Origin of the sequence: Caballeronia sp. SEWSISQ10-4 2 (assembly GCF_030464885.1) — a bacterium.
Classification (GTDB): domain Bacteria; phylum Pseudomonadota; class Gammaproteobacteria; order Burkholderiales; family Burkholderiaceae; genus Caballeronia.
On record NZ_JALPRJ010000035.1, the window covers coordinates 73,640 to 95,287 of the forward strand.

Consider the following 21,648-nt stretch of genomic DNA (forward strand, 5'->3'; position numbering starts at 1 on the left):
GTTGAAGGTAAACGGGGTCAAAGCTTGTAACTGATGCGGTCTGCCGCGGCACGCGTGAGTTGCGCCAGCTCGGCTTCGCGTCCTGCAATCCGCGCGACGGGCGCCATCAACGTGATGGTTCCTTCCAGCCGTCCCACGTCCGATACGAGCGGCGCACTCACGCCCCATACGCCGATATCGACTTCGCTTTCGCTCGTCGCAAAGCGCCGGCGGCGGATTTCTTCCAGTTGTGCCCGCAGCGCCGCCACAGCTTCAGGGTCATCGGGCGCGCTGTCGGCGATCAGGACGTCGGCCTGGGCTTCGGGCAAGAATGCGAGCAGTGCTTTCGCGGAGGCGCCGCGTGTCAGCGGATGCGCGCGGCCGCGGGCGAACGAGCAGCGCAACGGCTGGTCGCTTTCGACCATCGACAGGCACACCACGGCGTCATTGATCGGCACCAGCAAGCCGACACTTTCGCCGGTGCGCTCCACGAGCGCGCGGATTTCGTCGCGGCTTTGGGTCACGAGCTGCGCGTTCTGGTCGAAGCCCCACGCGAGTTGCACGCTGGACGGACCCGGCTCGAACAGACCGGAATTCGCGTGCTCCTGCAAGAGTCCCCACTGCTTGAGCGAGCCCAGCAGCCGGTACACGGTCGACAGCGGCGCGCCGATTTCCGCTGCGATCTGCTTGGCGCCCATCGGCCGTCCCGCACGCGCGACGCTGGTCAGCGCGTGGAGCACGCGATCGACAACGGAGGAAGATTCGGCTGGTTGTTTCATGTCGAAAGTCTCTCTCGCCAATTCTCAAAAAAAGAAATCAATTCTTATTCGATGGGAAAATCACCTCGAGGAGCGGGTCTTTTCCACACTCGCCTTGTGCCGATCGGCAAAAAAAGCCGGCTTGCAGGAGAATCCGGGCGTTGCGCGCCCAATCGCTCAGTCGCTAGAAGCCGACCATAAGTACCCGCGCCGCATCCTCAAGGACCGAGACATGGACTATCTGACAAGCCTCAAAGTGTTCCGCGCGGTTGTGGAGGCGAAAAGCTTCACGCGTGCCGCCGATATCCTCGGCGTGTCGCCGCCGGTCGTTTCGCGCGCCATCGCCACGCTCGAAAAACGGCTGGGCAACCGGCTGTTCCACCGCACCACGCGCCACATCTCGCTGACCGAAACCGCCGAGCAATTCTTCGCGGGCTGCACGCGCGTGCTGGATGAGCTCGACGCGCTGGAGGCGCAGGCATCCGATCGCACCAGCGGCCCGACCGGCATGCTGCGCCTGGTCGCCCACACCACGGCAACGGTCAACCGGCTGGTGCCGTTGATCGCGACCTTCCGCCGCCGATACCCCCTGATCGGACTCGATGTGACCCTGACCGAGCGTCCCGTAGACCTGGTGGCGGACGGCTACGACCTCGGCGTGGTGCTGCCCTTCATGCTGACCAGCGACACCACCGTCACACGCTTGCTCGAGCGCATTCCGCTGGTCATCGTGGTGACGCCGGGGTATCTGGAGGGCAAGCAGCGGCCGGTCCATCCGTCCGACCTTGCCGGCTATGAGTTCGTCGCCATGCACGCCTCGATCCGCAAGCCGCTGCTGACGTTCCGGCTCGATGGCGGTGAGCAGATCACAGTGCCGCTGAATGCGGATGTGACATCGAATAACGCGGTGTTCAATCGCGAACTGGTGTTGCAGGGCTTCGGCCTGGGCGTGTTGCCGGCCGCGCTGGTGCGCGACGAACTGGCGTCGGGCAAGCTGGTGTCGCTGCTGGACGAATTTGAAATAGTCGACGGCGCGATCGAAATCCGGCTGGCGTACAGCAGCCGCACATTGCTGCCGGCGAAAGTGCGGGCGTTCATCGAACATGCAGCCGAATTCTTCGAGGCCTGAGCGTCCCGGGCAGGTTTTAATCTTCATTCCGCATCGATTCCCGTCCGATTGTTAACCGATTCGTCATTAATTAATGTGCCGAATGACAGTTGACGGCGTGCATATACACACATAGTCTGTGCACATGCACACACGAATTCCTAGCCATGACGACTGTTTTGCGGTCCGCCAGGCTGCACGGCACATCTCGCAGTTATACGAGCGGCATTTGTCGGCGGTACAGATTACGCCGACGCAATTCAGCATCGTGTCCGCGCTTGCGCGCATGCCGGAGATGACGATGGCTGAACTAGCCCAGGCGATGGTGATGGAACGCACGACGCTCGTCCGGGTGCTGCAGCCGTTGCTGCGCAGCGGCCTGGTGCTGGCGGAGCTGGGCGAACCGTGCCGGCGGCGTTTGCAACTGACGCTGACCGAAGGCGGCCGGGTCAAGCTCGCCGACGCACGTCGGCACTGGCAGGCAGCACAAGACGAGTTCGAGGCGAAGTTCGGACGCCGGCAGGCAGCGCGTCTGCGGCGCGAGTTGTTTCGCCTGACGAGCGAATGAGCGTGACCAGCGTGCCTCTACAACTATCCGATGCAACCAACAGGATCCACCGATGACTACTCCTTCCTCGCCGCTTTTGTCCACCGCCGCGCCCACGGCTGAGCGCGAAGCGCGGCGGCCTTTTCGTATCGGCTGGATGCCGCTCGCGATCATCGGGGTGGTGATCGTACTCGCTGCCGCTGCGACCTACTGGTTCACCGTGCTGCGTTTCGTTCAAAGCACGGACGACGCGTACGTCGGCGGCAACGTAACCGTAATGGCGCCGAAAGTGAACGGTTTCGTCGCCGAACTGCTGGTCTCCGATAACCAGCGCGTCAAGGCCAACCAGGTGCTGGTCCGCCTCGACTCGCGGGACTACGATGCAAGGCTCGCGCAGGCGGATGCCGACGTGCAGAGCGCGCGTGCCGCCGTCGCCGAACTCGAGGCGAAACAGCAATTGCAGGCCGCCGTGATCAACCAGAGCCAGGCGCAAGTGCGGGCGTCGTCGGCCGAAGTCACGCGCAGCGCGTCCGACCAGGTGCGTTACCGGCAACTCGTCAAGGACGAAGCGGTGTCGAACCAGGTAGTCGAACGTGCCGACGCGGATTACCTGAAGGCTCGCGCCACGCTCGATAACAGCAGCGCAGCGGCGCTTGCCGCGCAGCGCCAGCTGGCCGTGCTTGCCGCGCAGATCGACGACGCCCGTGCGCGTGTTGCCACTGCCGAAGCGTTGCGGCGCGTAGCCGAGCTGAACGTGGAGTACACGACCATTCGTGCACCCGTGGACGGTTATGTCGGCAACCGGACGGCGCGCGTGGGCATGCTGGCGAACACGGGGGCATCGCTGCTCACGATCGTGCCCGTCGACGGCTTGTGGATCGATGCCAACTTCAAGGAAGACCAGTTGAAGAGGATGCACGTGGGCGATCTCGCGGACGTCTCGCTCGATGCCTCCAGCGAGACCATCCACGGTCATGTGGAAAGTCTGGCGCCCGCGACCGGTGCAACCTTCAGCGTGCTGCCACCCGAGAACGCGACCGGCAACTTCACGAAGATCGTGCAGCGCGTGCCGGTGCGGATTCGCCTGGATGTGCCGAAGGACATGCAGAACGTGCTGCGCGCCGGGCTCTCGGCGACGGTCAAGGTTCACCTCGACAGTGCGAGCCGTTCATGACCTCATCCGTTGCGCTCAACCCCGCCAATCAGCCCACAAAGCAGCGTATTTTTGCGTTCGCGCTGATGTGCCTCGGCTTTTTCATGGCGACGCTCGATATCCAGATCGTGGCGTCGTCGCTGAAGGATATCGGCGGCGGTTTGTCCGCGAGTCAGGACGAACTCTCGTGGGTCCAGACCGCGTACCTGATCGCCGAAATCCTCGTGATCCCGATGTCCGGCTGGCTCTCCAAAGTTTTCTCCACGCGTTGGTTGTTCGTCGCGTCGGCGGTGGGCTTCACCATCACGAGCATGCTGTGCGGCCTCGCATGGGACATCAATTCGATGATCCTGTTCCGTGGTCTGCAAGGCGCCGCCGGCGCCGCGATGATCCCGACCGTTTTCACCACGGCGTTCGTGCTGTTCCCCGGCAAGCAACGGCTGATTGCATCGACGACAATCGGCGCGCTCGCTTCGCTCGCACCCGCGATCGGACCGGTGATCGGCGGCTGGATCACGTCGCAATGGTCGTGGCACTGGCTGTTCTACCTGAACCTCGTGCCGGGGCTCGTTGTTGCGTTCCTGGTGCCAAAGTTCGTGCATATCGACGAACCCGATCTGTCGTTATTGAAGAAGGGCGATTACCTCGGCATTGCGTTGATGTCGGGTTTCCTCGGCTGCCTTGAATATGTACTCGAGGAAGGCCCGCGCAAGAACTGGTTCGGTGACGACGTGATCATCACCTGCACCTGGATCTCCGCCATCTGTGGTTTCCTGTTCATCGTGCATGCGTTCACCGCGAAAGATCCGATAGTGGATTTGCGCGCGCTCGCCGTCCGCAACTTTGCAATTGGCTGTTTGCTGTCCTTTGTGACGGGCATCGGCATCTTTGTCGCGGTGTTTCTCACGCCGCTGTTCTTAAGCCGCGTGCGCGATCTGGATTCGCTGCAGATCGGTATCGCGTTGCTTTCGGTGGGCGTATTCCAGTTGCTCGCGCTCGGCGCCTATGCGTTCGCTTCGCGCCTTGTCGACATGCGCTGGTTGTTGCTCTTCGGTCTCGTGTGTTTCGGTCTCGGCTGCTATTTCTATGTGCCGCTTACGAACGACTGGGGCTGGCAGCAACTGCTGTTGCCGCAGGCGCTGCGCGGGATCGGCCAGCAGTTCGCGGTGCCGCCCATCGTGACGATGGCGCTGGGGTCACTGCCGCAATCGCGTCTCAAGTCGGCGAGCGGCCTGTTCAACCTGATGCGCAATCTTGGCGGCGCCATCGGCATTGCGGTCAGTGCGACCATGCTCAACGACCGGCTGAATTTTCACTATTTGCGGATCAGCGAAAGCGTCACGACGGGCAGTCCGGAAACCGAAGCGTTCCTGTCGCGGCAGTTCGCGCACTGGGGATCGGTCGCGGGAGATGCGTTGAACGCGACGAACGCGGGCCTCGCCAATCTGCACGCCCTGGTGTTTCGCGAAGCGCTCGTGATGACCTTTTCCGACACCTTCTACGTACTCGCGATGTGCTTCGCCGTCGGCATAGTCAGCGTGATTTTCGTGCGGCCTATCGGCGCTGCGCCGCCTTCTCCTGACGCACATTGAGGTCGATCATGTACAAGCTTTTGTTATCACTTGCGGCAAGCCTGACGCTCGCGGCGTGCGCCGTACAGCCCGCGAGCCATGCCGATTTGCCGTCGACCGTACAGTCGGTCGCACCATCGGACTGGAGTGTCGACGCCCCGCAAGGCGGCGCGGATTCCGCCGCGTGGTGGCAGCAATTCGGCGATCCCGTGCTGCATGAACTGGTGACGTCGGTGCTCAACCAGAACCTCGATGTGCAAGCTGCGATCGAGCGTGTGAAGCAGGCCCAGGCCGTCACCACGCAGCGTCGCGCGGCGCTTCTGCCAGAACTCGATGCGACCGCCACGGCTGCGGATGTGCGCCAGAACACACCGCCGCCGCTGGGATATGTACGTCAGGCGGGTGCCGGCCTGGCCCTCAATTGGACACCCGATGTATTCGGCGGCGAGCGTCTCGAGCTGCTGGCGTCAGAAGCGCAATTGACGGGCCGTCAACATGCCGTCGATGAACTTCGTCTCGCGCTCGCGGCGAACACCGCGGCGGCGTATGTGGATTTGCGCTGGGCGCAAAGCGAGCAAAAAATCCTGCAGGACAACATCGCGATCCGGGAGCGTGCGCTGCGTCTCACGCAGGAACGCATGCAATACGGGCTCTCGCCGAGGCTCGACGTTACCCGTGCACAGAATCAGTTAAGCGATTTGCAGGCGCGTTTGCCGCGCGTGGCATCGACCATTCAGCATCAGCTGAGCCTGATCGCGGTTTACTCGGGGCGCACGCCTGAGTCAGTGGATACCCTCGTGCTCGCCACGCCCGGCACCATCCCGACACCTTCCAGCGCTGTGCCGCAGATGCTGCCTTCGGAGGCATTGCTGCGCCGTCCCGATGTCCGCAGCGCCTACGCCGAGCTAACGCAACGCGCAGCGGAAGTAGGCGTCGCGAAAGCGGACCGTTACCCGAAGTTTTCGCTGCAACTGACCGACGGTTTGCTGGCATCGTCGTATCTCGGCTTGCCCACGCTCACCGACAACCTCTTTAGCGCCGCGCTCAACGCAACCAGTCCGATCTTCAACGCCGGCCGCATAACGGCGGGAATCGAGCAGAGCGAAAGCCGCATGCGCGAGTCCGATTTGCATCTCCGGCAGACCATGCTGCAGGCGCTGAAAGATGTGGAAGACACGCGCAGCGATCTCGTCAGCACGTCGGAACAGGCCGACCGCCTGAAGGACGCGTTGCAATCCTCCGATCAGTCGCTGCGCCTCTCCACGCAACTTTATAAGGGCGGTGCGAGCGGTTTCCTGGATGTCCTCGCGGCGCAGGAATCTTATTTGCAGGACTCGGATGCGCTGAATCAGGCGAGGCGCGAGCATGCGCTGGCGGCGGTCGCGTTGTACCGCTCGCTCGGCGGCGGCTGGAGCGAGACGAAGCAGGAGTGATGCGCTGCGCGTGGCTCGGGTAACATCGGGCATCCTTTGTGTTCAAGTTGCCCACCACCCGCATGGCACTCAAAAACCTGTTGAGACGGCTCGACCTGACCACGCTGCAGCTCTTCCTCGCGGTCTATGAGGAGGGCACGCTCACGCGCGCGGCCGAGCGCGAGGCGATCGCCATATCGGCCGCGAGCAAGCGCCTGCTTGAACTCGAACAGGCCGTGGGTGCAACGCTATTCGTGCGCCGGGCAAGGGGCATGGAGCTTACGCCCGCTGGCGAAACCCTTCTGCACCACGCGCGCCGGGTGTTGCGCGACGTCGAGAACATCGGCATCGAACTGGCCGAGCATGCGACCGGCGTGCGTGGTTATGTACGGATGATGGCGAACCTCTCGGCCATCGTCGAATTCCTTCCTGAAGATCTGCGCGCGTTTTTTTCGATGAACGAGCGCATCAAGCTCGATCTCGAAGAGCGCCCGAGCAGTGGGGTAGTTGAAGGTATAGCCGACAGTCTCGCCGACGTCGGCATCTGTTCAGGCGAAGCCGATACACGCGGTCTCGATGTCTCGCACTACCGGCATGACTCGCTCGTGGTCGTGATGCGCGAGGATCATGCGCTTGCAGGTCGCGAGCAGGTCACGTTCGTCGAAACGCTGGATAGCGACTACGTCGGCCTGCATGCAGCCAGTTCCATCAACTTGCGCACGCATATGGCCGCGCGTCAGGCGGGTAAACCATTGAGGCTGCGCATCCAGGTGCCGGGCTTCGATGGCGTTTGCCGCATGGTGCAGGCGGGTCTGGGCATCAGCGTGCTGCCGCTCAAGGTATTCAACACCGTCGGGCGTCCGCTTGGACTCACGGCAGTCACACTCGACGAACCCTGGAGCCAGCGCGATCTGATTGTCGTAGTCCGCGATGCAGCTGCGCTTTCGCCAGTGAGCCGGATGCTGTTCGATCATCTGCTTGCTGTGGAGCACAACGAGCAGACGGGCGCCTGAGCGTTCGCCATTCGCGAACGGTCATTGGCGAATTGCGGTTGGACGCGGCGCGCTGCCGGCTCCTAAGCTGTCTTCCAGATCAGGTTTTTGGGAGACATGCATCATGGCAGGACCGCTCGCAGGCATTCGCGTCATAGAAATCGGGACTCTGATAGCGGCGCCGTTCGCTGCCCGTATGCTGGGGGAGTTCGGCGCCGACGTCATCAAGATCGAAGCACCGGACAATGGCGATCCGCTTCGCAAATGGCGAAAGCTGCATGAGGGCACGTCGCTCTGGTGGTATCTGCAGTCGCGCAACAAGAAGTCCGTGTGCGTGAACCTGAAGTCGCCGGATGGCGTCGATGTGGTCAAACGCCTCGCTGCGGACGCCGATGTTGTCATCGAAAATCTTCGCCCCGGTGCGCTCGAAAAACTCGGCCTTGGCTGGGACGTCCTGCACGCGCTCAATCCCAAACTCACGATGGTCCGCATCTCCGGATACGGACAGTCGGGACCGTATCGCGATCGTCCGGGCTTCGGGGCGATCGGCGAGGCCATGGGCGGCATCCGTTATACGACCGGTGAAGTCAATGGCGCTCCGGCACGCGTGGGCGTGAGTCTCGGCGACTCGCTGGCTTCGCTCCACGGGGTGATCGGCGCGTTGATGTCGATCCTGCGAGTGAAGACCGGGCAGGGCGACGGGCAAGTAGTGGATGTGTCGCTCGTCGAAAGTGTCTTCAACCTGATGGAAAGCCTGATCCCCGAATACGACTTGCTCGGTCACGTGCGCGAGCGCAGCGGCGGTGCATTGCCGGGCATTGCACCGTCGAATACCTATCGCACGGAAGACGACGGTTATGTGGTGATCGCGGGCAACAGCGACCCGATCTTCAAGCGCCTGATGCACGTGGTAGGCCGCGCCGATCTCGCCGATGACCCCGCGCTCGCCCGCAACGACGGCCGCGCCGCGCGGAGCGCGCGTCTGGATGAGGCAATCGCAGCCTGGACCACACATCATTCGACGGACGATGTGCTCGCCGCGCTCGAGGCGGCCGAAGTGCCTTCGGGAAGGATCTATTCGGTTGCCGACATTGTTTCCGACCCGCACTATCACGCGCGCGACATGCTGCTCGACGCGGTGTTGCCCGGCGGGGTATCGGTGAAGATGCCGGGCATCGTGCCTAAACTCTCCGACACCCCCGGCGAAGTTCGATGGCAAGGGCCTGCGCTTGGAGAACATACGGATTCCATACTATCGGACCTGGGATTCGATGCGCGCGACGTCGCGCGACTGCGCAGCGAGGGCGCCGTGCAATGAAGGATCCAATCGGGCAGGGCATCCGCCCGTAGAAGCTTCCCCTCAACATCACCAGAACACATATGACTGGACGGCCCCTGGCCAGTCCGGCAAGGAGACGATCATGAGCGATCTTGGCGCCACTGCGGCCGTACCGCAAGCACACAGCGAAAACGACTTGAAAACGGTCATCAGCAAGGTCGCATGGCGGCTGATGCCGCTGATCATGATCTGCTATCTGTTCGCGTTCTTCGATCGCATCAACATCAGTTTCGCGAAGTTTCAACTGCAAAGCGACCTGGGTTTCTCCGATACCGCCTACGGTCTCGGCGCCAGCCTCTTCGTGATCGGCTATGTATTGTTCGAAGTGCCAAGCAATCTGATGCTTTACAAAGTAGGCGCCCGCCGCTGGATTGCGCGCATCATGATTTCGTGGGGCATCGCCACGAGCGCAATGGTGCTGGTCGGCAACGAATGGCAGTTTTACGCGCTGCGTTTCGTCATCGGCGCAATGGAAGCGGGCTTCGCACCCGGCGTGCTGTATTACCTCACGCTGTGGTTTCCAGCGAGCCATCGCGGCCGCATCACGTCGATGCTGTTCCTCGCCTCGGCATTTTCCGGGCTCGTCGGTGCGCCATTGTCGGGTCTCGTCCTAGGGCATATGGATGGCGTGCTAGGCATCCGTGGATGGCACTGGCTATTTCTGCTTGGCGGCTTGCCGTGCGTCGTGCTCGGCATCATGGTGCTCAAGCTGCTGAAGGATCGTATCGAGGATGCGGGCTGGCTGAGCGCCACGGAAAAGTCGCTGCTGGCGAGCCGCATCTTGCGACAGGCTCCGCATACCGACGCGAGCCGTTCGTTGCTCGACGCGATCAGGACACCCGGCTTCCTGATGCTTGGGCTTATCTATTTCCTGATTCAGGTGGCGTCGTATGGTCTCAACTTCTGGGCGCCGCAACTGATTCGAAGCGCCGGTACGCACAATCCGACCATCATCGGTTTGCTGACGGCCGTGCCTTATATTTGCGGCGCGATCTGCATGGTCGTGGTGGGCCGTCTGTCCGATGCCTCCGGCGAGCGCCGCAAGTTTGTATGCGCACTGTTGGTGATGGCCGCGCTCGGCTTTTTCGCTGCCGGCATCTTCGATAAACAAACCGGCTTTCTGATCGTCGCGCTTGGCGTGATGGGTGCGGGCGTGGTGGCCTCGATCCCCGCGTTCTGGGCATTGCCGCCGAAGCTGTTGACGGGGGCGGGCGCAGCGGGTGGTATCGCGCTGATCAACACGATCGGGCAGCTTGGCGGCATTGTGAGTCCGGTGATGGTAGGGCGGGTCCGCGACCTGACCGGGAGCACGACGCCCGCGCTGTATGCGATTGGCGTCATGAGCCTCATCGGTGCATTGCTCCTCCTGTTCGGCTTGCCGGCGATATTGCGGCAGAAGGATCCATCGGAGGCTCGCGCTGCCACCAGATAAACTGGCCAGGCAGGAGCGAAAGCGCCGTTTCAACGTGAGTTGAAACGGCGTTTCCATTTGGCTGGACCACCTGAAGTTTTAAAAGACGAAGCAAAAAGTTTCGCCGCGTTGCCGGCAGAAATCCCGATGCGCCTGGATGCGTTGTTAAATATAGACAAGTGTTTGCACTTTAAACCGGTGCTTTGATGCATTAAAACGCTCCGAATCGGTTATCCAGATTCAAATGCGGCCAAAAATACCGCTTGCTCCCGGCATCGGCCATTCGCTGGGAAAAGCGACCGGCATACTTCAACCAGTGCTTTAAAAATCGTCGTGACGCAGCCGTCCCGCAAGCACCTGCGCCATCGTCGCGAACACTGTCAAGCTTCGATTTGCCTTGCCTCGCGCAACGATTCGGCGCATTCTTAATCGTTCCGATGCCGATGACCGTCTATTTGCATATCAGTCTTCAGCAAATTTCCACGACGGTCAGCGCAGTGTGTCCAGCGAGTGCGTTATGACCATCCATACAACCGAATATCGCGGCTATGCATTGCGCGCTTATTCGCAGCAGATTTTCCCGCCACATGGCGATCCGTTTGCAAAAGGTCCCAAGCGTTTTTCCGCAATTGTTCAGATAGACGCAGTACCGTCCGACAGCGCGACGTCCAAGCGCTATTCGCCGGCCATCAAGGGCGCCGAGCCAGCTAGCGCCGACGAGGCAATCGAGCTGGCCATGCAATACGGTCGCGACATTATCGACGGCAAAGTACAGGCCGGTGCGCTGTATAACGCGCGAAGCGGGCGCTTTTCCCGCTCGGTACGACGGTTCCAGCCGTCAGTGCCGGCACTGTCTGTACCTTCGCTGCCAGGCGGCGCCGACAACGCCACATGAGCGGCAACGCTCGCAGTACCCACGCGTGACAAGGTCTCGGGGCGTCACGCAATAACCGAAGAGCATCATGAACGACACTGTAAGAAGCTACCGCGGCCTTGAAATTTATCCGCTGATCTACCCGCATAAGCCGCGCGGTGCGGACGGTTCGCGTCATTACGACTCGGGTTTCGACGCTGCGGTGAAGATTTCCCGCCGTGGCGCCGACGACAGTACAACCACCAGCCGCGTATATCGCGTGCCGGGCGCCGGTCCGTTCAGCGGGTCGGGTGAGGCGCGGCTTGCGTCCACGCGTTATGCAGAACGGCTGATCGACGGCAACGTCGCGGGCGAATCGATCGCCGATCTATGAGTTATTCGCTCGATCATCAGCCCTCGGCCTCGTCGCTGGATAACCGGACGGCAGACAAGCCGGCAGGGTGGGCCAATTACAACGTGGCAGCGTCGTCACGGCGCGCAACGGGTGGAACCATGCCCACGCTGCGCGTGACCCGGCTGAGCGACAAGCGCGTGATCTATCCGTTTGTTGGCTGCGCAGACATGCCGCTGTTCCCCGATGCACAAGGCGCACGCGATTACGCGGAGCAGTATGGCGCAAGCCTTGTCGACGGCGACATCGCGGTGCCTGAGTAGTGCCTGAGTGGGCCTGAGTGGCAAGCCGGTGGAGGGCATCGGCTGCGATCGTTACGTAACGTGACTAGGCTCAGTCCGAAATAGCTTGACACCGCTTCCCGCGGGACGTAATCTGTAGGTCGAAGTATTCAAGAAGCTCGATTGCTGTTCATCATTCTCCGTCGTTATCTCCGCGGTATTTGTTGTCCTCTCACTTCCTTGAAGCTTCTCTCGCCTCAATACGGGGTTGCATCATTTTTATATTTTCAAGGAATTCTCATGGATACCGGTATCGTCAAGTGGTTCAACGACAGCAAGGGCTTCGGCTTTATTACGCCTGACGCAGGCGGCGACGACCTCTTCGCCCACTTTTCGGAAATTCGTAGCGACGGCTTCAAGACGCTCGCCGAAAACCAAAAGGTTAGCTTCGAAACCAAGCAGGGCCCGAAGGGTCTGCAAGCTTCGAACATTACCCCGCTATAATTGGTAGTGTGGTTTATCGCGTAAATCGGCTTGCGCTGATTTACGCGAGCAGTAAATGTTTTCGCGGAGCTTCGGTTCCCGGTTGCGGTAGTCGCTTTTATTGAACGGCTCCGCTACCACCAGCATTGCACCTGTCTGCCTCTGCTTGCATCTGTTTGCACTTCCACTTTAGTCCGCTTTAGTCCCTCTGCAATCTCCTGCAACTCGCTGCCACACGTCGCGATCTAGCTTCGAACGCTAATTGTTCGTTGCCGCGCTTGTGATTTCGGCTGCTTCCTGCTGTTTTTCTGCTGTTTCCTCTGCGAATTTTTAGGCCCTGTGCCAATCATCAACGCGTCCTGACAATCAATGTTTGTCGGACCAGCGTTTGTTCGTGTGTACCAATCATGCATAACTCTAATATTTACCAGTACAACGGCTATAAAGTTGTTCCCTCTGCACATCGTCTGCCGGATGGATCGTTTGCGTCTAACCTTTTGCTTGAGCGCAATAGCGGCAGCGAAAAGGGCAACCGTTATCAGTTCCACGTTCTCGACTATTTCAAGAACGAAGCGCAAGCGCTCGGACATTCACGCAAGTGGGCCCGGCACTGGGTCGACACCCGCGGCTGATTGCGCGCAGCGGGTCGGTATTCGACCCATCCAAACGGCTTGCTGCCCAAAAGCAGAGTCGAGACATCCGTTTTTCTTAAGTTCGATCCAGTCGACTTTTCTACTGTAGTTCCCAGACACGCGCGGTAAGCGCGATGTTCCGCCGGCGTACCAAAAGGTGCGCCGTTTTCATTTCCGGCTGACCATGCTGGACAAAGCTGACGGAGCTACCCTGCATACTTGCGCTGCTTTTCGCGCCTCACAGATGCGCTTCTTTAGTTATCCCGTCTTTTATACGCTCACCGCGTTACCGCCTGGCTTTCTGATGAAGCCGTCGATCAGATACCGCTTCGTGCTGCAAACAAGTATTTTTAGCTGGTCTCGTCGCGCTGCATAAGTGTCTTCATCTCTTTCTAATGCCGCGGATTTGCGGTATTCCTGTCGGGCAGGCACGCGTACCCCAGCAGCGCGCTCATCCGAAATCCACAGGAACCGGAGCCGTCGATGTCCTTATATCTTCTTGCCCTGCTGATCGGCGTTGTAGCCGGCCTCCGCGCGATGACCGCGCCCGCCGCCGTAAGCTGGGCTGCGCATCTCGGCTGGCTGCCCTTGCAGCACACGCCGCTAGCGTTCCTCGGTGCAACCGTCACGCCTTATATCCTGACCGTGCTCGCCATTGGCGAGCTGATCACCGACCAACTGCCGAAAACCCCCAGCCGCAAGGTGCCGATGCAGTTCGGCGCTCGGCTCGTGACCGGCGGGGTGAGCGGCGCCGCGTTGGGTGCAGCGGCGGGCTCAATGCTGGGCGGTGCGGTGGCAGCGCTGATCGGCGCTGTCGTCGGCACGCTGGGCGGTGCGAGCGCCCGTGGTGCGCTGGCTCGCGCGATGGGCCGCGATCTGCCGGCGGCGCTGATAGAAGATGTCGTGGCGGTTGGCGGCGCTGCGCTGATCATCATGGCGTTGGCTTGAGCTTGCCTGTCAGTGTCGACGTCGGCGTCGACCTGATTTCAGTACTGGCGCCGCTGCGGTATCGAAAAGTACGTGGTGAGCATTTCGGCCAGGCGCCAGGTGGCGCAGGGCCGCCGGCAGTGGGCGTCGAAGCCTGCATCTTTCAGGGTTTCGATCGGATCGGCTGGCCAGATATTGCTGATCGCCACCAACAACCGGCCGGTGATATCGGCGTCGGGGCGTAGCGCATTGATGAAGGCATAGCCGGATTCGCTGTCGAGTCGCGTGTCCAGTATCAATGCCTGAGGTTTCCAGTTCTGCAGTAACGAACGCGCCGATTTCAGGCTCTGGGTGTGCATGACCTGCAACCCGGTCAGCCGCAGCAGCGCGGCAAGCGATTCACCGATCAATTTATCCTGATGGGCGATCAGTACCCGCGGTGAGCCTATCGGCATGCGTGCCTGCTTGCCGCTCCACAGTGCAAAGTGTCGCTCGTCATCCGTGCCTAAACGATTGCTCATTGTGTCCTCCTCCTGGTTCTATGTGACTGGGTGGGGCGCCGGAGCCGTATGACCTCCATTGACGGCTGCTTCGAGTCCGGCGTTGGGAGTGCTGCGGAATCGATGACGCAGTGTCGCGGTTAAGCATTTGCCGCAAAACCCGGTTGAGGAGGGGAACCCCGCGGTTTTTTCGGGGGGGCCGCAGACCCTCCTTCGTATCCCTGCTAAAGGGGGGGTGGCGGCACCCCGACATGTCGGTACTATCAGGATGTGATTTACGGGAATGGCAATGGAAAACGGGAATTTCAAAACGGTGCTGCTGGTCGAGGATGAGGGGCTCACGAGAAGCGCCATGAAAAGCCTGATCCTTGCCAATGAACCGTTGCTCGATATCGATGAGGCCGACGGCTTCGAACAGGCCACGGAGAAGCTCTCCGCGTGCTCGTACGATCTCGTCTTCCTCGACTATCAATTACGGGGCAATTCCACGGGACTCGATCTGCTGCACTGGATCGGGGAGCAGGAGCACGAGGTACAGACCATCATGCTGTCCGCACAAGACGACCGCGATACGGTGCTGGAATGCATCAAGAGCGGCGCATGCGGCTTTATTTCGAAGGCGAGTGAGCAAGGGGCGGGTGTGTTCCGCGAGGCTCTCAAGACGATTCTGAGCGGCCGCGTGTACCTGCCCAATAGCGTGCTGGGAAAGGGCGGTCACAGCCCTAAGCCGGTGTCGACGCATTCCGGCGTGACGGTCGAGTCTCTGAACTTGCCGCCGCGCCTGACCGAGACACTGCGCTATTTGCTGCAGGGTTTGTCGAACAAGGCAATTGCTAGAAAGATGAATATCAGCGAGAACACCGCAAAGGAGTATTCAAGCGATCTCCTCGCGCGGTTTCACGTGACGCGGCGGACGTTCCTGATCGTGGAAATGGCGCGGCGGGGAATCGAGATGCCGATGGGGAATGCGGCGGTGGCTGTGGCGGCGCCGCGGTAAGTTGGCTGGACCTGAGAGATTTTATAAAAAAGAAGGATGGGTGGGGGCAGGATTCATCGCTGCCCCGGGAACAACTTTGTCAACACGGCCTCGCAGTATCGCCCACCGAACGGCCCGATATCAGCGACGCAATCTGCCTGCGCAATTCGGCGGGACTAACCGGTTTGCTCAGCACGTCGTGGTCGCATGCCAGCGGCACGATGGTCGCGGCAGGTTCGCCGGTCACGACCAGGCACGGACAGCGCCGGCCGAGTTTCGTCGCACCGAGCATGGCCACGTCGCGTGCTGTTTTCGAATCGCGCAAACGGAAATCCGTGATGATGAGATCCGGATAACGCTCGATGGTGTTCAGCGTCTCCTCGAACTCCTCGAAGCTGCCCGCGGAGTCAAACAGCATGCCCCATTGCACGAGTAACGCTTCCGTCGATGCCCGCACGAGGCTATCGTCCTCTACCAGCAACGCATAGAGCCCATCTAGCGGCACGGTCTGCAAATCGGATGTCTCGCCTCGTGAACGCGGAGCGGTTTCGCCGAGAGGCGAACCGCAAATAGGCATTTCGAGCGAGAACCGCGAACCGCGTCCTTCCGTCGATTTCAGCTCGATCCGATGCTCTTCCAGAATGGACACCACGGCGTTCACGATCGACAAGCCGAGGCCCAGTCCCCGGTCGTTGTCCTGCTCGGCATTGCCGACCTGGAAGAACGGCTGGAAGATCGAGTCCCAATGTTCCGGTGCAATGCCAATGCCGTTGTCCACCACGTCAATGCGCGTTCGCGTGGCCGAGCGCACCACGCCCACGATCACCACGGGCTCGGCTTTCTTGCTGGCATCGGCATAACGAATGCCGTTCGACACCAGGTTCACGATCGCCCGCCCGAGCCAGTGCGCGTCGCTGCGTACATACACGGGCGCCTCGGGCATGCGCAGCCGCAGCTCCACGCCGTGCATGGCCGCAAGCGGGCGCAATTGTTCGGCGGCTTCGAGCACGGCTGTCTTGAGATCGAACACGTGATAACGCGGCACGACGCGGCCCGATTCGAGCCGCGACAAATCCAGCACCGCGTTCAGGAAGCGTGCGAGGATCACCGACGAACGGCCGGATTCATCGATCAGCCGGGCGGCTTCGGTTACGTCGTCGTGATGCAGCGCTTCGGCCGCAGCCTGCAGGAAAAGATTGAGCGCGTGCATGGGTTGCCGCAAATCGTGCGTGGCGGCCGCGAGGAAATTCGACTTCTCCTTGCTCGCGGTTTCCGCCGCGAGCATCTGCTGCTCCTTTAACGCGAGCAATGCGTTGGTCTTGGTCTCCTGATCTTTCTTCGACGCCAGCAGATCCAGGTTCTTTCTTTCCAGTTGAACGTTTGCGGTAAGGAGCTCGTTATTGAGCACACCGAGCGCACGTTCCGCGGCGAAGCGTTCACGCGATACCCGTTCCGCGTGCACACACACGCCGTGACCGATCACGACCACGTTGAAGAGATAAAACAGGCCCATGAAGAAGTCTTCGGGCGAAAGAATCCTGATGGTGATCTGCAGCAGGATGATCGATGAAAACGTGACCACCGCGGCCGTCAGCGCAACCCTCGACTTCAGATAGAAGAAGCCGAACTGGAAGAAAAATACCAGGTAGAGCCCGACGAAATACCACGTGTAATTGAATGGCCCCGGCGACAAGGCCACCAGCAGGAGCAGTATCAAATTGCAGCCGTAGACGCCGGTGAGGATCACGCGTTGCGATGCGGCATGAGATGCGAACGAGGCCCTCAAGGTCAGGCTGCCGACGAACATCAGCAGCACGATCCCGGCTACCCGCAGCGCCATGATCTCCATGAAGACGGGCGCAAGCACGGCGTTTTCGCGCCCGAAATTGAAGTCGTACCAGAGAAAGCAGACCCACACGGTCAGCGCGAGAAGCGCTGACGCGCGGCGGAACGCGCAGAAGCGGCGGCTATGGTCTTCGAGGAATTGGGCTTCGAATGCGGCTTCAGGGAAGGGCTTGGGAATGGAGAGATTGTGTACCAGGCTCAGGCCCGCATCGCGCGCGGACGAGGCGAAGTCCCGCGACGGCTTGGGCGCGGCGATGTCGGCAATATGCTCCGGAACGTCCATGATTCGCTCACTCGAAAAAGGGCGTGATCGATTACTTTAGCTGACCGCGCGCCTGAAGCAAACATCGTTTTTACAAAGTATCTCGATTCCTTACCTTTCATGGCTGCGTGTCATGGGCCTGATGACTGGCGTGCGCTCGCCGATGACGGCTTGCCGCGCTACGCTGGCTCTCACGCATACCAGACAGCGATCGGTCTGGTATTGATTTGTCTGATCTTTAAGGACACCGCTATATGTCACGCATTTTCATTACCGGGTCAGCCGATGGCCTTGGGCAAATGGCCGCCCGGCTGCTTGTCGCGCAGGGGCATCGGGTGGTGCTGCATGCCCGCAATCCTGCGCGCGCGCACGAAGCGATGCAAGCGGTACCAGGGGCGGAAGCCTCGGTGTCCGGCGATCTGTCGAGCATCGAGGAGACACGCGGCGTGGTCGACCAAGTGAACCGGCTTGGGCACTTCGACGCCGTGATCCATAACGCCGGGGCGGGGTATCGCGAGCCGCGGCGCATCGAGACTGTGGATGGCTTGCCGCACGTCTTTGCCATCAACACGCTCGCACCCTACGTCCTGACCGCGTTGATCGATAAACCAGAACGCCTGGTCTATCTCAGCTCGGGCCTGCATGAAAGCGGCGATGCCAGTCTCGACGATCTCCTCTGGAAACAGCGGTCGTGGCAGGGCGCAAGCGCCTATTCCGATTCGAAATTGCACGACATCTTGCTCGCGTTCGGCGTGGCTCGCCGCTGGCCTGGTGTGTTGTCCAACGCAGTGCATCCCGGCTGGGTGCCGACCAAAATGGGCGGCGCGGGTGCACCCGATGACCTGGAGGCCTCGCCGCAGACGCAAGCCTGGCTCGCCGTCAGCAACGACCCTGCCGCAAGCGTGACGGGCGAATATTTCTTCCATATGAAACCGCACAAGCCGAGCGCGGCCGCCCGCGATACGGGCCTGCAAGAGCGGTTGATCGAGGCGTGTGAGCGCTTGTCGGGGATCCGGCTGCCCGAGTGAGGGAGCGCGAGGTGAGCGCCCCGGCTTAAATCAACTCGGAGATCTCGATCAGGTTCAGATCGGGATCGCGGGCATAGATCGACCGGATTTTCTGCGTGGCGCCGGTACGCTCGACCGGCCCTTCAATGATTGGCCACTCGCACTGCTTCAGGTGCGCGATTACCTTGTCCAGCGGCACGGCCGCGATGAAACACAGGTCGAGCGCGCCCGGCACCGGCACATGCGCCTTCGGCTCGAACTCCTTGCCGCGCACATGCACGTTTATTTTCTGGTTACCGAAGCGGAAAGCAGTCCGCCCCGCGCCGAAGGTTTCGAGCTTCATCTGCAGGACTTCGGTGTAGAAATGGCGGGTCGCCGCTTCGTCGATGCAAGTCAGCACGAGGTGATCCAGGTGATCGACGATGGCCACGTCAGGCTCCTTCTTTTGCGAACGCTTGTTGTGCGGGTGCGCCGCTTATATCCATTGGCGGTGCGTCGTGCAGGTCGAGCCTGCGGCCCGCCTTGAGGATCTGGCTCGGCACGTCATGGCCGATGAGCCCGGGTAACAGCGCCGATGCGTCGAGCGCCGCGGTGAGATCGACGCCGGTGTCGTAGCCGTCCAGTTCCAGCATATGTACCAGTTCTTCCGTACATACGTTGCCGGTGGCGCCGGGTGCGTACGGACAGCCGCCGATGCCGCCAAGCGATGCATCGAAACGATCGATGCCCGCGTCCAGCGCCGCCAGCGTATTGGCGAGCGCCATGCCGCGCGTATTGTGGAAGTGCAGCGTGAGTTCGAGTTCGGGGAAGGCATGACGCACACGCTCGCACAGTGCGTTCACTTGCGACGGATACGCCATGCCGGTGGTGTCGCAGAGTGTCACGCCATGCGCGCCGAGCGTGGCGAAGCGCTCGGTCCAGCACAGCACTTCTTCCACCGCGACGTCGCCTTCCATCGGGCATCCCATCGAGGTGGACAGCGATACGTTGATCGCCACCGGCGTTGCTTTCACTACGCCGATCACCTCGCGCAATTGCGCGAACGATTGCTCGCGGCTCATGCGCAGATTGGCGCGGTTGTGGGTCTCACTCACCGACATCACGAGGTTGACTTCATCGATGCCGCACGACAACGCGCGTTCCGCCCCGCGCACATTCGGCACGAGCACGGTGTATATCACGCCCTGACGGCGCGCGATGCCATGCATCACGGCTTCGGCGTCGCGCAACGCGGGAATGGCTTTTGGCGATGTAAAGGAAGTCACCTCGATCTTGGCGAAACCGCATGCGCTCAAGGCATCGATCAGCGCGATCTTCGCGTCGGTATCGACGAATTGTTTTTCGTTCTGAAAGCCGTCGCGGGTCGCGACTTCCTGGATGTACAGGCGTTTCATGGAGCTCCTCATGTCGAGTGATGACGCGCTAGACGGACATGATGAACCTGCGTTGGCGGGCTGAAAATCGCTGGATTTTCCACGACCGTTTCCAAATTGGAAAGGCTCCTCAAGATCCGCGAGCACCTGCACGCCAAAAGCTCTTTCATTCCTGCTGCGGGTCCCATAGCGAGCCGGTATCGATGACACGCGAAGGCGTATTGCACGCAGATTTTTCAAATGGTAGGCGGTGCGCCATTCGTTAGGATCGCTGTGTTCGTGTCTGCTCTTATTGGATTGTTATCGGATTCATGTCGTTTCGGTCCTAGCACTATGACGCGATTGTTCTAGGAACGGGAGTTATGGTCGCATCTACTCAAAGGGACTTATCCAGCGCGTTTCCGGTGTGCCGGCTCGCTAAAAAACCATCCTGCAACACCGTTCCTTTCCCGGGAGTCATCGAATGTCGAGAACGCTGGAAGCATCGCCCCCTGAAGTCGATCTGAAAACGCTGCGCAAGGTGATTCTCGCGGCGTCGATCGGCAACTTCGTCGAGTGGTTCGACTTTGCCGCGTACGGTTTTCTCGCGACCATCCTCACGCGCGAATTTTTCCCCAGCGGCGACCCGGCGGTTGGGCTGCTCAAGACCTTCGCCGTGTTCGCCGTGGCGTTTGCATTCCGGCCGCTCGGGGGCATCGTGTTTGGTGTGATCGGCGACCGGATCGGCCGCAAGCGCACGCTCGCGTTGACGATCCTGCTGATGGCGGGCGCCACCACGCTGATCGGTTTATTGCCGACGTATGCCGCGATCGGCGCGTTTGCACCACTGCTGCTGACGGTTATCCGCTGCGTGCAGGGCTTCTCCGCCGGTGGCGAATATGCCGGTGCATGTGCCTACGTGATGGAGCACGCGCCGCAGCACAAGCGGGCGCGGTACGGTAGCTTCGTGCCGGTGTCGACGTTCTCGTCCTTCGCGACCGCCGCGGTGGTGGCCTACGCGCTCGACGCGTCGCTTTCCGCCGATGCCATGAGCACCTGGGGCTGGCGCGTACCGTTCCTGGCCGCTGCGCCAATCGGTCTGATCGGGCTGTATCTGCGGATGAATCTCACCGAAACCCCGGCTTTCCGCGCGCTCGAAGGCGAGCATGACGTGGCGCATGCGCCGTTGCGTGACACGTTGCGCACGCAGGCGCGAGGCATTCTGAAGCTGGGTGCGTTCATCTCGGTGACGGCGCTGTCGTTCTACATGTTCACCACGTATTTCGCGACCTATTTGCAGGTTGCGGGCGGGTTGAATCGCGCGACGTCGCTACTGATCACGGTGATCGCGTTGCTGTTTGCGGCGTCGCTGTGCCCGCTGGCCGGCTTGTATTCGGATCTGGTCGGTCGCAGGAAAACCGTGTTGACGGCATGCGTCATCCTGATTGCAACGGTGTACCCGTCGTTTTCGCTTGCGGGTTCGGGCCACTTCTTGCCGTCGGTGATCGGCGTAGGCATGCTGGCCATTGGAGCGGCATTGTCGAACGTGGTGACGGCGCCGTTGTTGTCCGAAGTGTTTCCGACGCGCACGCGTTACACCGCTTCGGCCATCACCTACAACCTCGCGTACACGGTCTTCGGCGGCACGGCGCCGCTCGTCGCCACATGGCTGATCACAACGACGGGCAACAACATGTCGCCCGCGTTGTATCTGATCGTGATCTCGGTGATGGCATTGATCGGCGGTTTGATGTTGCCGGAAACGTCGAAGGTCTCGCTGCACGGCGCGAGTCTCGCCGATCCCGATGCAACCGCCGGCGCGGCATTGAAAAGCGTACCGGGGTCAGCGGCCTAGTACCACTGTGTTAACAAATTACTCGATTTTCCGGCCGCAGCACGGGCACCGCT

22 protein-coding genes are annotated in these 21,648 nt (G+C 61.0%); 17 read left to right on the top strand and 5 right to left on the bottom strand.

The annotated features are described in order from the left end of the window. Nucleotides 1-17: 17 nt before the first annotated feature. On the bottom strand, nt 18-758 hold the full coding sequence (locus M0D69_RS23435; RefSeq protein WP_301784272.1) for an IclR family transcriptional regulator: 741 nt from the start codon (nt 756-758) through the stop codon (nt 18-20). Between the two features lie 211 nt (nt 759-969). Between M0D69_RS23435 and M0D69_RS23440 the strand changes: the two genes are divergently transcribed. The 14 genes from M0D69_RS23440 to M0D69_RS23505 all read left to right on the top strand — a co-directional run bounded on the left by M0D69_RS23440 (nt 970) and on the right by M0D69_RS23505 (nt 13,819). After that, on the top strand, nt 970-1,866 hold the full coding sequence (locus M0D69_RS23440; RefSeq protein WP_301784273.1) for a LysR family transcriptional regulator: 897 nt from the start codon (nt 970-972) through the stop codon (nt 1,864-1,866). Nucleotides 1,867-1,990: 124 nt separating this feature from the next. After that, entirely contained in the window at nt 1,991-2,413 is a 423-nt protein-coding gene (locus M0D69_RS23445) for a MarR family winged helix-turn-helix transcriptional regulator (RefSeq protein ID WP_301784274.1), read from the top strand. Between the two features lie 52 nt (nt 2,414-2,465). Then, nucleotides 2,466-3,566, top strand: a complete 1,101-nt coding sequence (locus M0D69_RS23450; RefSeq protein ID WP_301784275.1) for an HlyD family secretion protein — start codon at nt 2,466-2,468, stop codon at nt 3,564-3,566. Continuing rightward, on the top strand, nt 3,563-5,137 hold the full coding sequence (locus M0D69_RS23455) for a DHA2 family efflux MFS transporter permease subunit (protein ID WP_301784276.1): 1,575 nt from the start codon (nt 3,563-3,565) through the stop codon (nt 5,135-5,137). The genes M0D69_RS23450 and M0D69_RS23455 overlap by 4 nt, the downstream gene beginning before the upstream one ends. Before the next feature lie 8 nt (nt 5,138-5,145). Next, a complete protein-coding gene (locus M0D69_RS23460; RefSeq protein ID WP_301784277.1) occupies nt 5,146-6,549 on the top strand; it encodes an efflux transporter outer membrane subunit in 1,404 nt (467 codons plus the stop codon). Between the two features lie 62 nt (nt 6,550-6,611). Further along, nucleotides 6,612-7,541: a LysR family transcriptional regulator gene (locus M0D69_RS23465; protein ID WP_301784278.1), complete on the top strand. Its 930-nt coding sequence runs from the start codon at nt 6,612-6,614 to the stop codon at nt 7,539-7,541. A 103-nt stretch (nt 7,542-7,644) separates the two neighbouring features. Next, complete coding sequence (locus tag M0D69_RS23470) at nt 7,645-8,838, top strand: CaiB/BaiF CoA-transferase family protein (protein WP_301784279.1); 1,194 nt, start codon at nt 7,645-7,647, stop codon at nt 8,836-8,838. 103 nt (nt 8,839-8,941) lie between these two features. Beyond that, nucleotides 8,942-10,291, top strand: coding sequence for an MFS transporter (locus M0D69_RS23475; protein ID WP_301784280.1), 1,350 nt, complete (start codon nt 8,942-8,944; stop codon nt 10,289-10,291). A gap of 496 nt (nt 10,292-10,787) precedes the next feature. Further along, a complete protein-coding gene (locus M0D69_RS23480) occupies nt 10,788-11,165 on the top strand; it encodes a hypothetical protein (RefSeq protein ID WP_367619750.1) in 378 nt (125 codons plus the stop codon). A 67-nt stretch (nt 11,166-11,232) separates the two neighbouring features. Continuing rightward, nucleotides 11,233-11,517 (top strand): hypothetical protein, encoded by a 285-nt coding sequence (locus M0D69_RS23485; protein ID WP_047846640.1) that lies wholly within the window; start codon nt 11,233-11,235, stop codon nt 11,515-11,517. Then, nucleotides 11,514-11,798 (top strand): DUF6723 family protein, encoded by a 285-nt coding sequence (locus M0D69_RS23490; protein WP_301784281.1) that lies wholly within the window; start codon nt 11,514-11,516, stop codon nt 11,796-11,798. The genes M0D69_RS23485 and M0D69_RS23490 overlap by 4 nt, the downstream gene beginning before the upstream one ends. A gap of 258 nt (nt 11,799-12,056) precedes the next feature. Further along, entirely contained in the window at nt 12,057-12,260 is a 204-nt protein-coding gene (locus M0D69_RS23495; RefSeq protein ID WP_031362000.1) for a cold-shock protein, read from the top strand. Between the two features lie 386 nt (nt 12,261-12,646). Beyond that, nucleotides 12,647-12,871, top strand: coding sequence for a hypothetical protein (locus M0D69_RS23500; RefSeq protein ID WP_301784282.1), 225 nt, complete (start codon nt 12,647-12,649; stop codon nt 12,869-12,871). A 483-nt stretch (nt 12,872-13,354) separates the two neighbouring features. Then, on the top strand, nt 13,355-13,819 hold the full coding sequence (locus tag M0D69_RS23505; protein ID WP_301784283.1) for a DUF4126 domain-containing protein: 465 nt from the start codon (nt 13,355-13,357) through the stop codon (nt 13,817-13,819). A gap of 38 nt (nt 13,820-13,857) precedes the next feature. Here the strand turns inward: M0D69_RS23505 and M0D69_RS23510 are convergent, their stop codons facing one another. Beyond that, on the bottom strand, nt 13,858-14,319 hold the full coding sequence (locus M0D69_RS23510; protein WP_301784284.1) for a response regulator: 462 nt from the start codon (nt 14,317-14,319) through the stop codon (nt 13,858-13,860). Nucleotides 14,320-14,587: 268 nt separating this feature from the next. On the opposite strand from M0D69_RS23510, the gene M0D69_RS23515 reads away from it, so the two are divergent. Next, the gene (locus tag M0D69_RS23515; RefSeq protein ID WP_301784285.1) at nt 14,588-15,295 is read left to right on the top strand and encodes a response regulator transcription factor; all 708 of its coding nucleotides are present in this window, start codon (nt 14,588-14,590) and stop codon (nt 15,293-15,295) included. A 79-nt stretch (nt 15,296-15,374) separates the two neighbouring features. Here the strand turns inward: M0D69_RS23515 and M0D69_RS23520 are convergent, their stop codons facing one another. Next, the gene (locus tag M0D69_RS23520; protein ID WP_301784286.1) at nt 15,375-17,402 is read right to left on the bottom strand and encodes a hybrid sensor histidine kinase/response regulator; all 2,028 of its coding nucleotides are present in this window, start codon (nt 17,400-17,402) and stop codon (nt 15,375-15,377) included. Between the two features lie 233 nt (nt 17,403-17,635). Here M0D69_RS23520 and M0D69_RS23525 point away from each other — a divergent pair, with 233 nt between their 5' ends. Further along, entirely contained in the window at nt 17,636-18,409 is a 774-nt protein-coding gene (locus M0D69_RS23525; protein ID WP_301784287.1) for an SDR family NAD(P)-dependent oxidoreductase, read from the top strand. Between the two features lie 25 nt (nt 18,410-18,434). Here M0D69_RS23525 and M0D69_RS23530 read toward each other — a convergent pair whose 3' ends face one another. Both M0D69_RS23530 and M0D69_RS23535 read right to left on the bottom strand, forming a co-directional pair. Then, nucleotides 18,435-18,818 (bottom strand): VOC family protein, encoded by a 384-nt coding sequence (locus M0D69_RS23530; RefSeq protein WP_301784288.1) that lies wholly within the window; start codon nt 18,816-18,818, stop codon nt 18,435-18,437. Between the two features lies 1 nt (nt 18,819). Continuing rightward, nucleotides 18,820-19,782: a hydroxymethylglutaryl-CoA lyase gene (locus M0D69_RS23535; protein WP_301784289.1), complete on the bottom strand. Its 963-nt coding sequence runs from the start codon at nt 19,780-19,782 to the stop codon at nt 18,820-18,822. A 442-nt stretch (nt 19,783-20,224) separates the two neighbouring features. Here M0D69_RS23535 and M0D69_RS23540 point away from each other — a divergent pair, with 442 nt between their 5' ends. After that, entirely contained in the window at nt 20,225-21,595 is a 1,371-nt protein-coding gene (locus tag M0D69_RS23540; RefSeq protein ID WP_301784290.1) for an MFS transporter, read from the top strand. Nucleotides 21,596-21,648 lie beyond the last annotated feature (53 nt).

Excerpts from the sequence above, each read along its gene's own strand:
- M0D69_RS23485 (WP_047846640.1), top strand. The coding sequence starts at position 11,233 with ATGAACGACACTGTAAGAAGCTACCGCGGCCTTGAAATTTATCCGCTG.
- M0D69_RS23535 (WP_301784289.1), bottom strand. The coding sequence starts at position 19,782 with ATGAAACGCCTGTACATCCAGGAAGTCGCGACCCGCGACGGCTTTCAG.
- M0D69_RS23470 (WP_301784279.1), top strand. The coding sequence starts at position 7,645 with ATGGCAGGACCGCTCGCAGGCATTCGCGTCATAGAAATCGGGACTCTG.
- M0D69_RS23490 (WP_301784281.1), top strand. The coding sequence starts at position 11,514 with ATGAGTTATTCGCTCGATCATCAGCCCTCGGCCTCGTCGCTGGATAAC.
- M0D69_RS23525 (WP_301784287.1), top strand. The coding sequence starts at position 17,636 with ATGTCACGCATTTTCATTACCGGGTCAGCCGATGGCCTTGGGCAAATG.
- M0D69_RS23540 (WP_301784290.1), top strand. The coding sequence starts at position 20,225 with ATGTCGAGAACGCTGGAAGCATCGCCCCCTGAAGTCGATCTGAAAACG.
- M0D69_RS23510 (WP_301784284.1), bottom strand. The coding sequence starts at position 14,319 with ATGAGCAATCGTTTAGGCACGGATGACGAGCGACACTTTGCACTGTGG.
- M0D69_RS23460 (WP_301784277.1), top strand. The coding sequence starts at position 5,146 with ATGTACAAGCTTTTGTTATCACTTGCGGCAAGCCTGACGCTCGCGGCG.
- M0D69_RS23435 (WP_301784272.1), bottom strand. The coding sequence starts at position 758 with ATGAAACAACCAGCCGAATCTTCCTCCGTTGTCGATCGCGTGCTCCAC.
- M0D69_RS23445 (WP_301784274.1), top strand. The coding sequence starts at position 1,991 with ATGCACACACGAATTCCTAGCCATGACGACTGTTTTGCGGTCCGCCAG.
- M0D69_RS23480 (WP_367619750.1), top strand. The coding sequence starts at position 10,788 with ATGACCATCCATACAACCGAATATCGCGGCTATGCATTGCGCGCTTAT.
- M0D69_RS23440 (WP_301784273.1), top strand. The coding sequence starts at position 970 with ATGGACTATCTGACAAGCCTCAAAGTGTTCCGCGCGGTTGTGGAGGCG.
- M0D69_RS23455 (WP_301784276.1), top strand. The coding sequence starts at position 3,563 with ATGACCTCATCCGTTGCGCTCAACCCCGCCAATCAGCCCACAAAGCAG.
- M0D69_RS23520 (WP_301784286.1), bottom strand. The coding sequence starts at position 17,402 with ATGGACGTTCCGGAGCATATTGCCGACATCGCCGCGCCCAAGCCGTCG.
- M0D69_RS23505 (WP_301784283.1), top strand. The coding sequence starts at position 13,355 with ATGTCCTTATATCTTCTTGCCCTGCTGATCGGCGTTGTAGCCGGCCTC.
- M0D69_RS23500 (WP_301784282.1), top strand. The coding sequence starts at position 12,647 with ATGCATAACTCTAATATTTACCAGTACAACGGCTATAAAGTTGTTCCC.
- M0D69_RS23465 (WP_301784278.1), top strand. The coding sequence starts at position 6,612 with ATGGCACTCAAAAACCTGTTGAGACGGCTCGACCTGACCACGCTGCAG.
- M0D69_RS23515 (WP_301784285.1), top strand. The coding sequence starts at position 14,588 with ATGGAAAACGGGAATTTCAAAACGGTGCTGCTGGTCGAGGATGAGGGG.
- M0D69_RS23475 (WP_301784280.1), top strand. The coding sequence starts at position 8,942 with ATGAGCGATCTTGGCGCCACTGCGGCCGTACCGCAAGCACACAGCGAA.
- M0D69_RS23495 (WP_031362000.1), top strand. The coding sequence starts at position 12,057 with ATGGATACCGGTATCGTCAAGTGGTTCAACGACAGCAAGGGCTTCGGC.
- M0D69_RS23450 (WP_301784275.1), top strand. The coding sequence starts at position 2,466 with ATGACTACTCCTTCCTCGCCGCTTTTGTCCACCGCCGCGCCCACGGCT.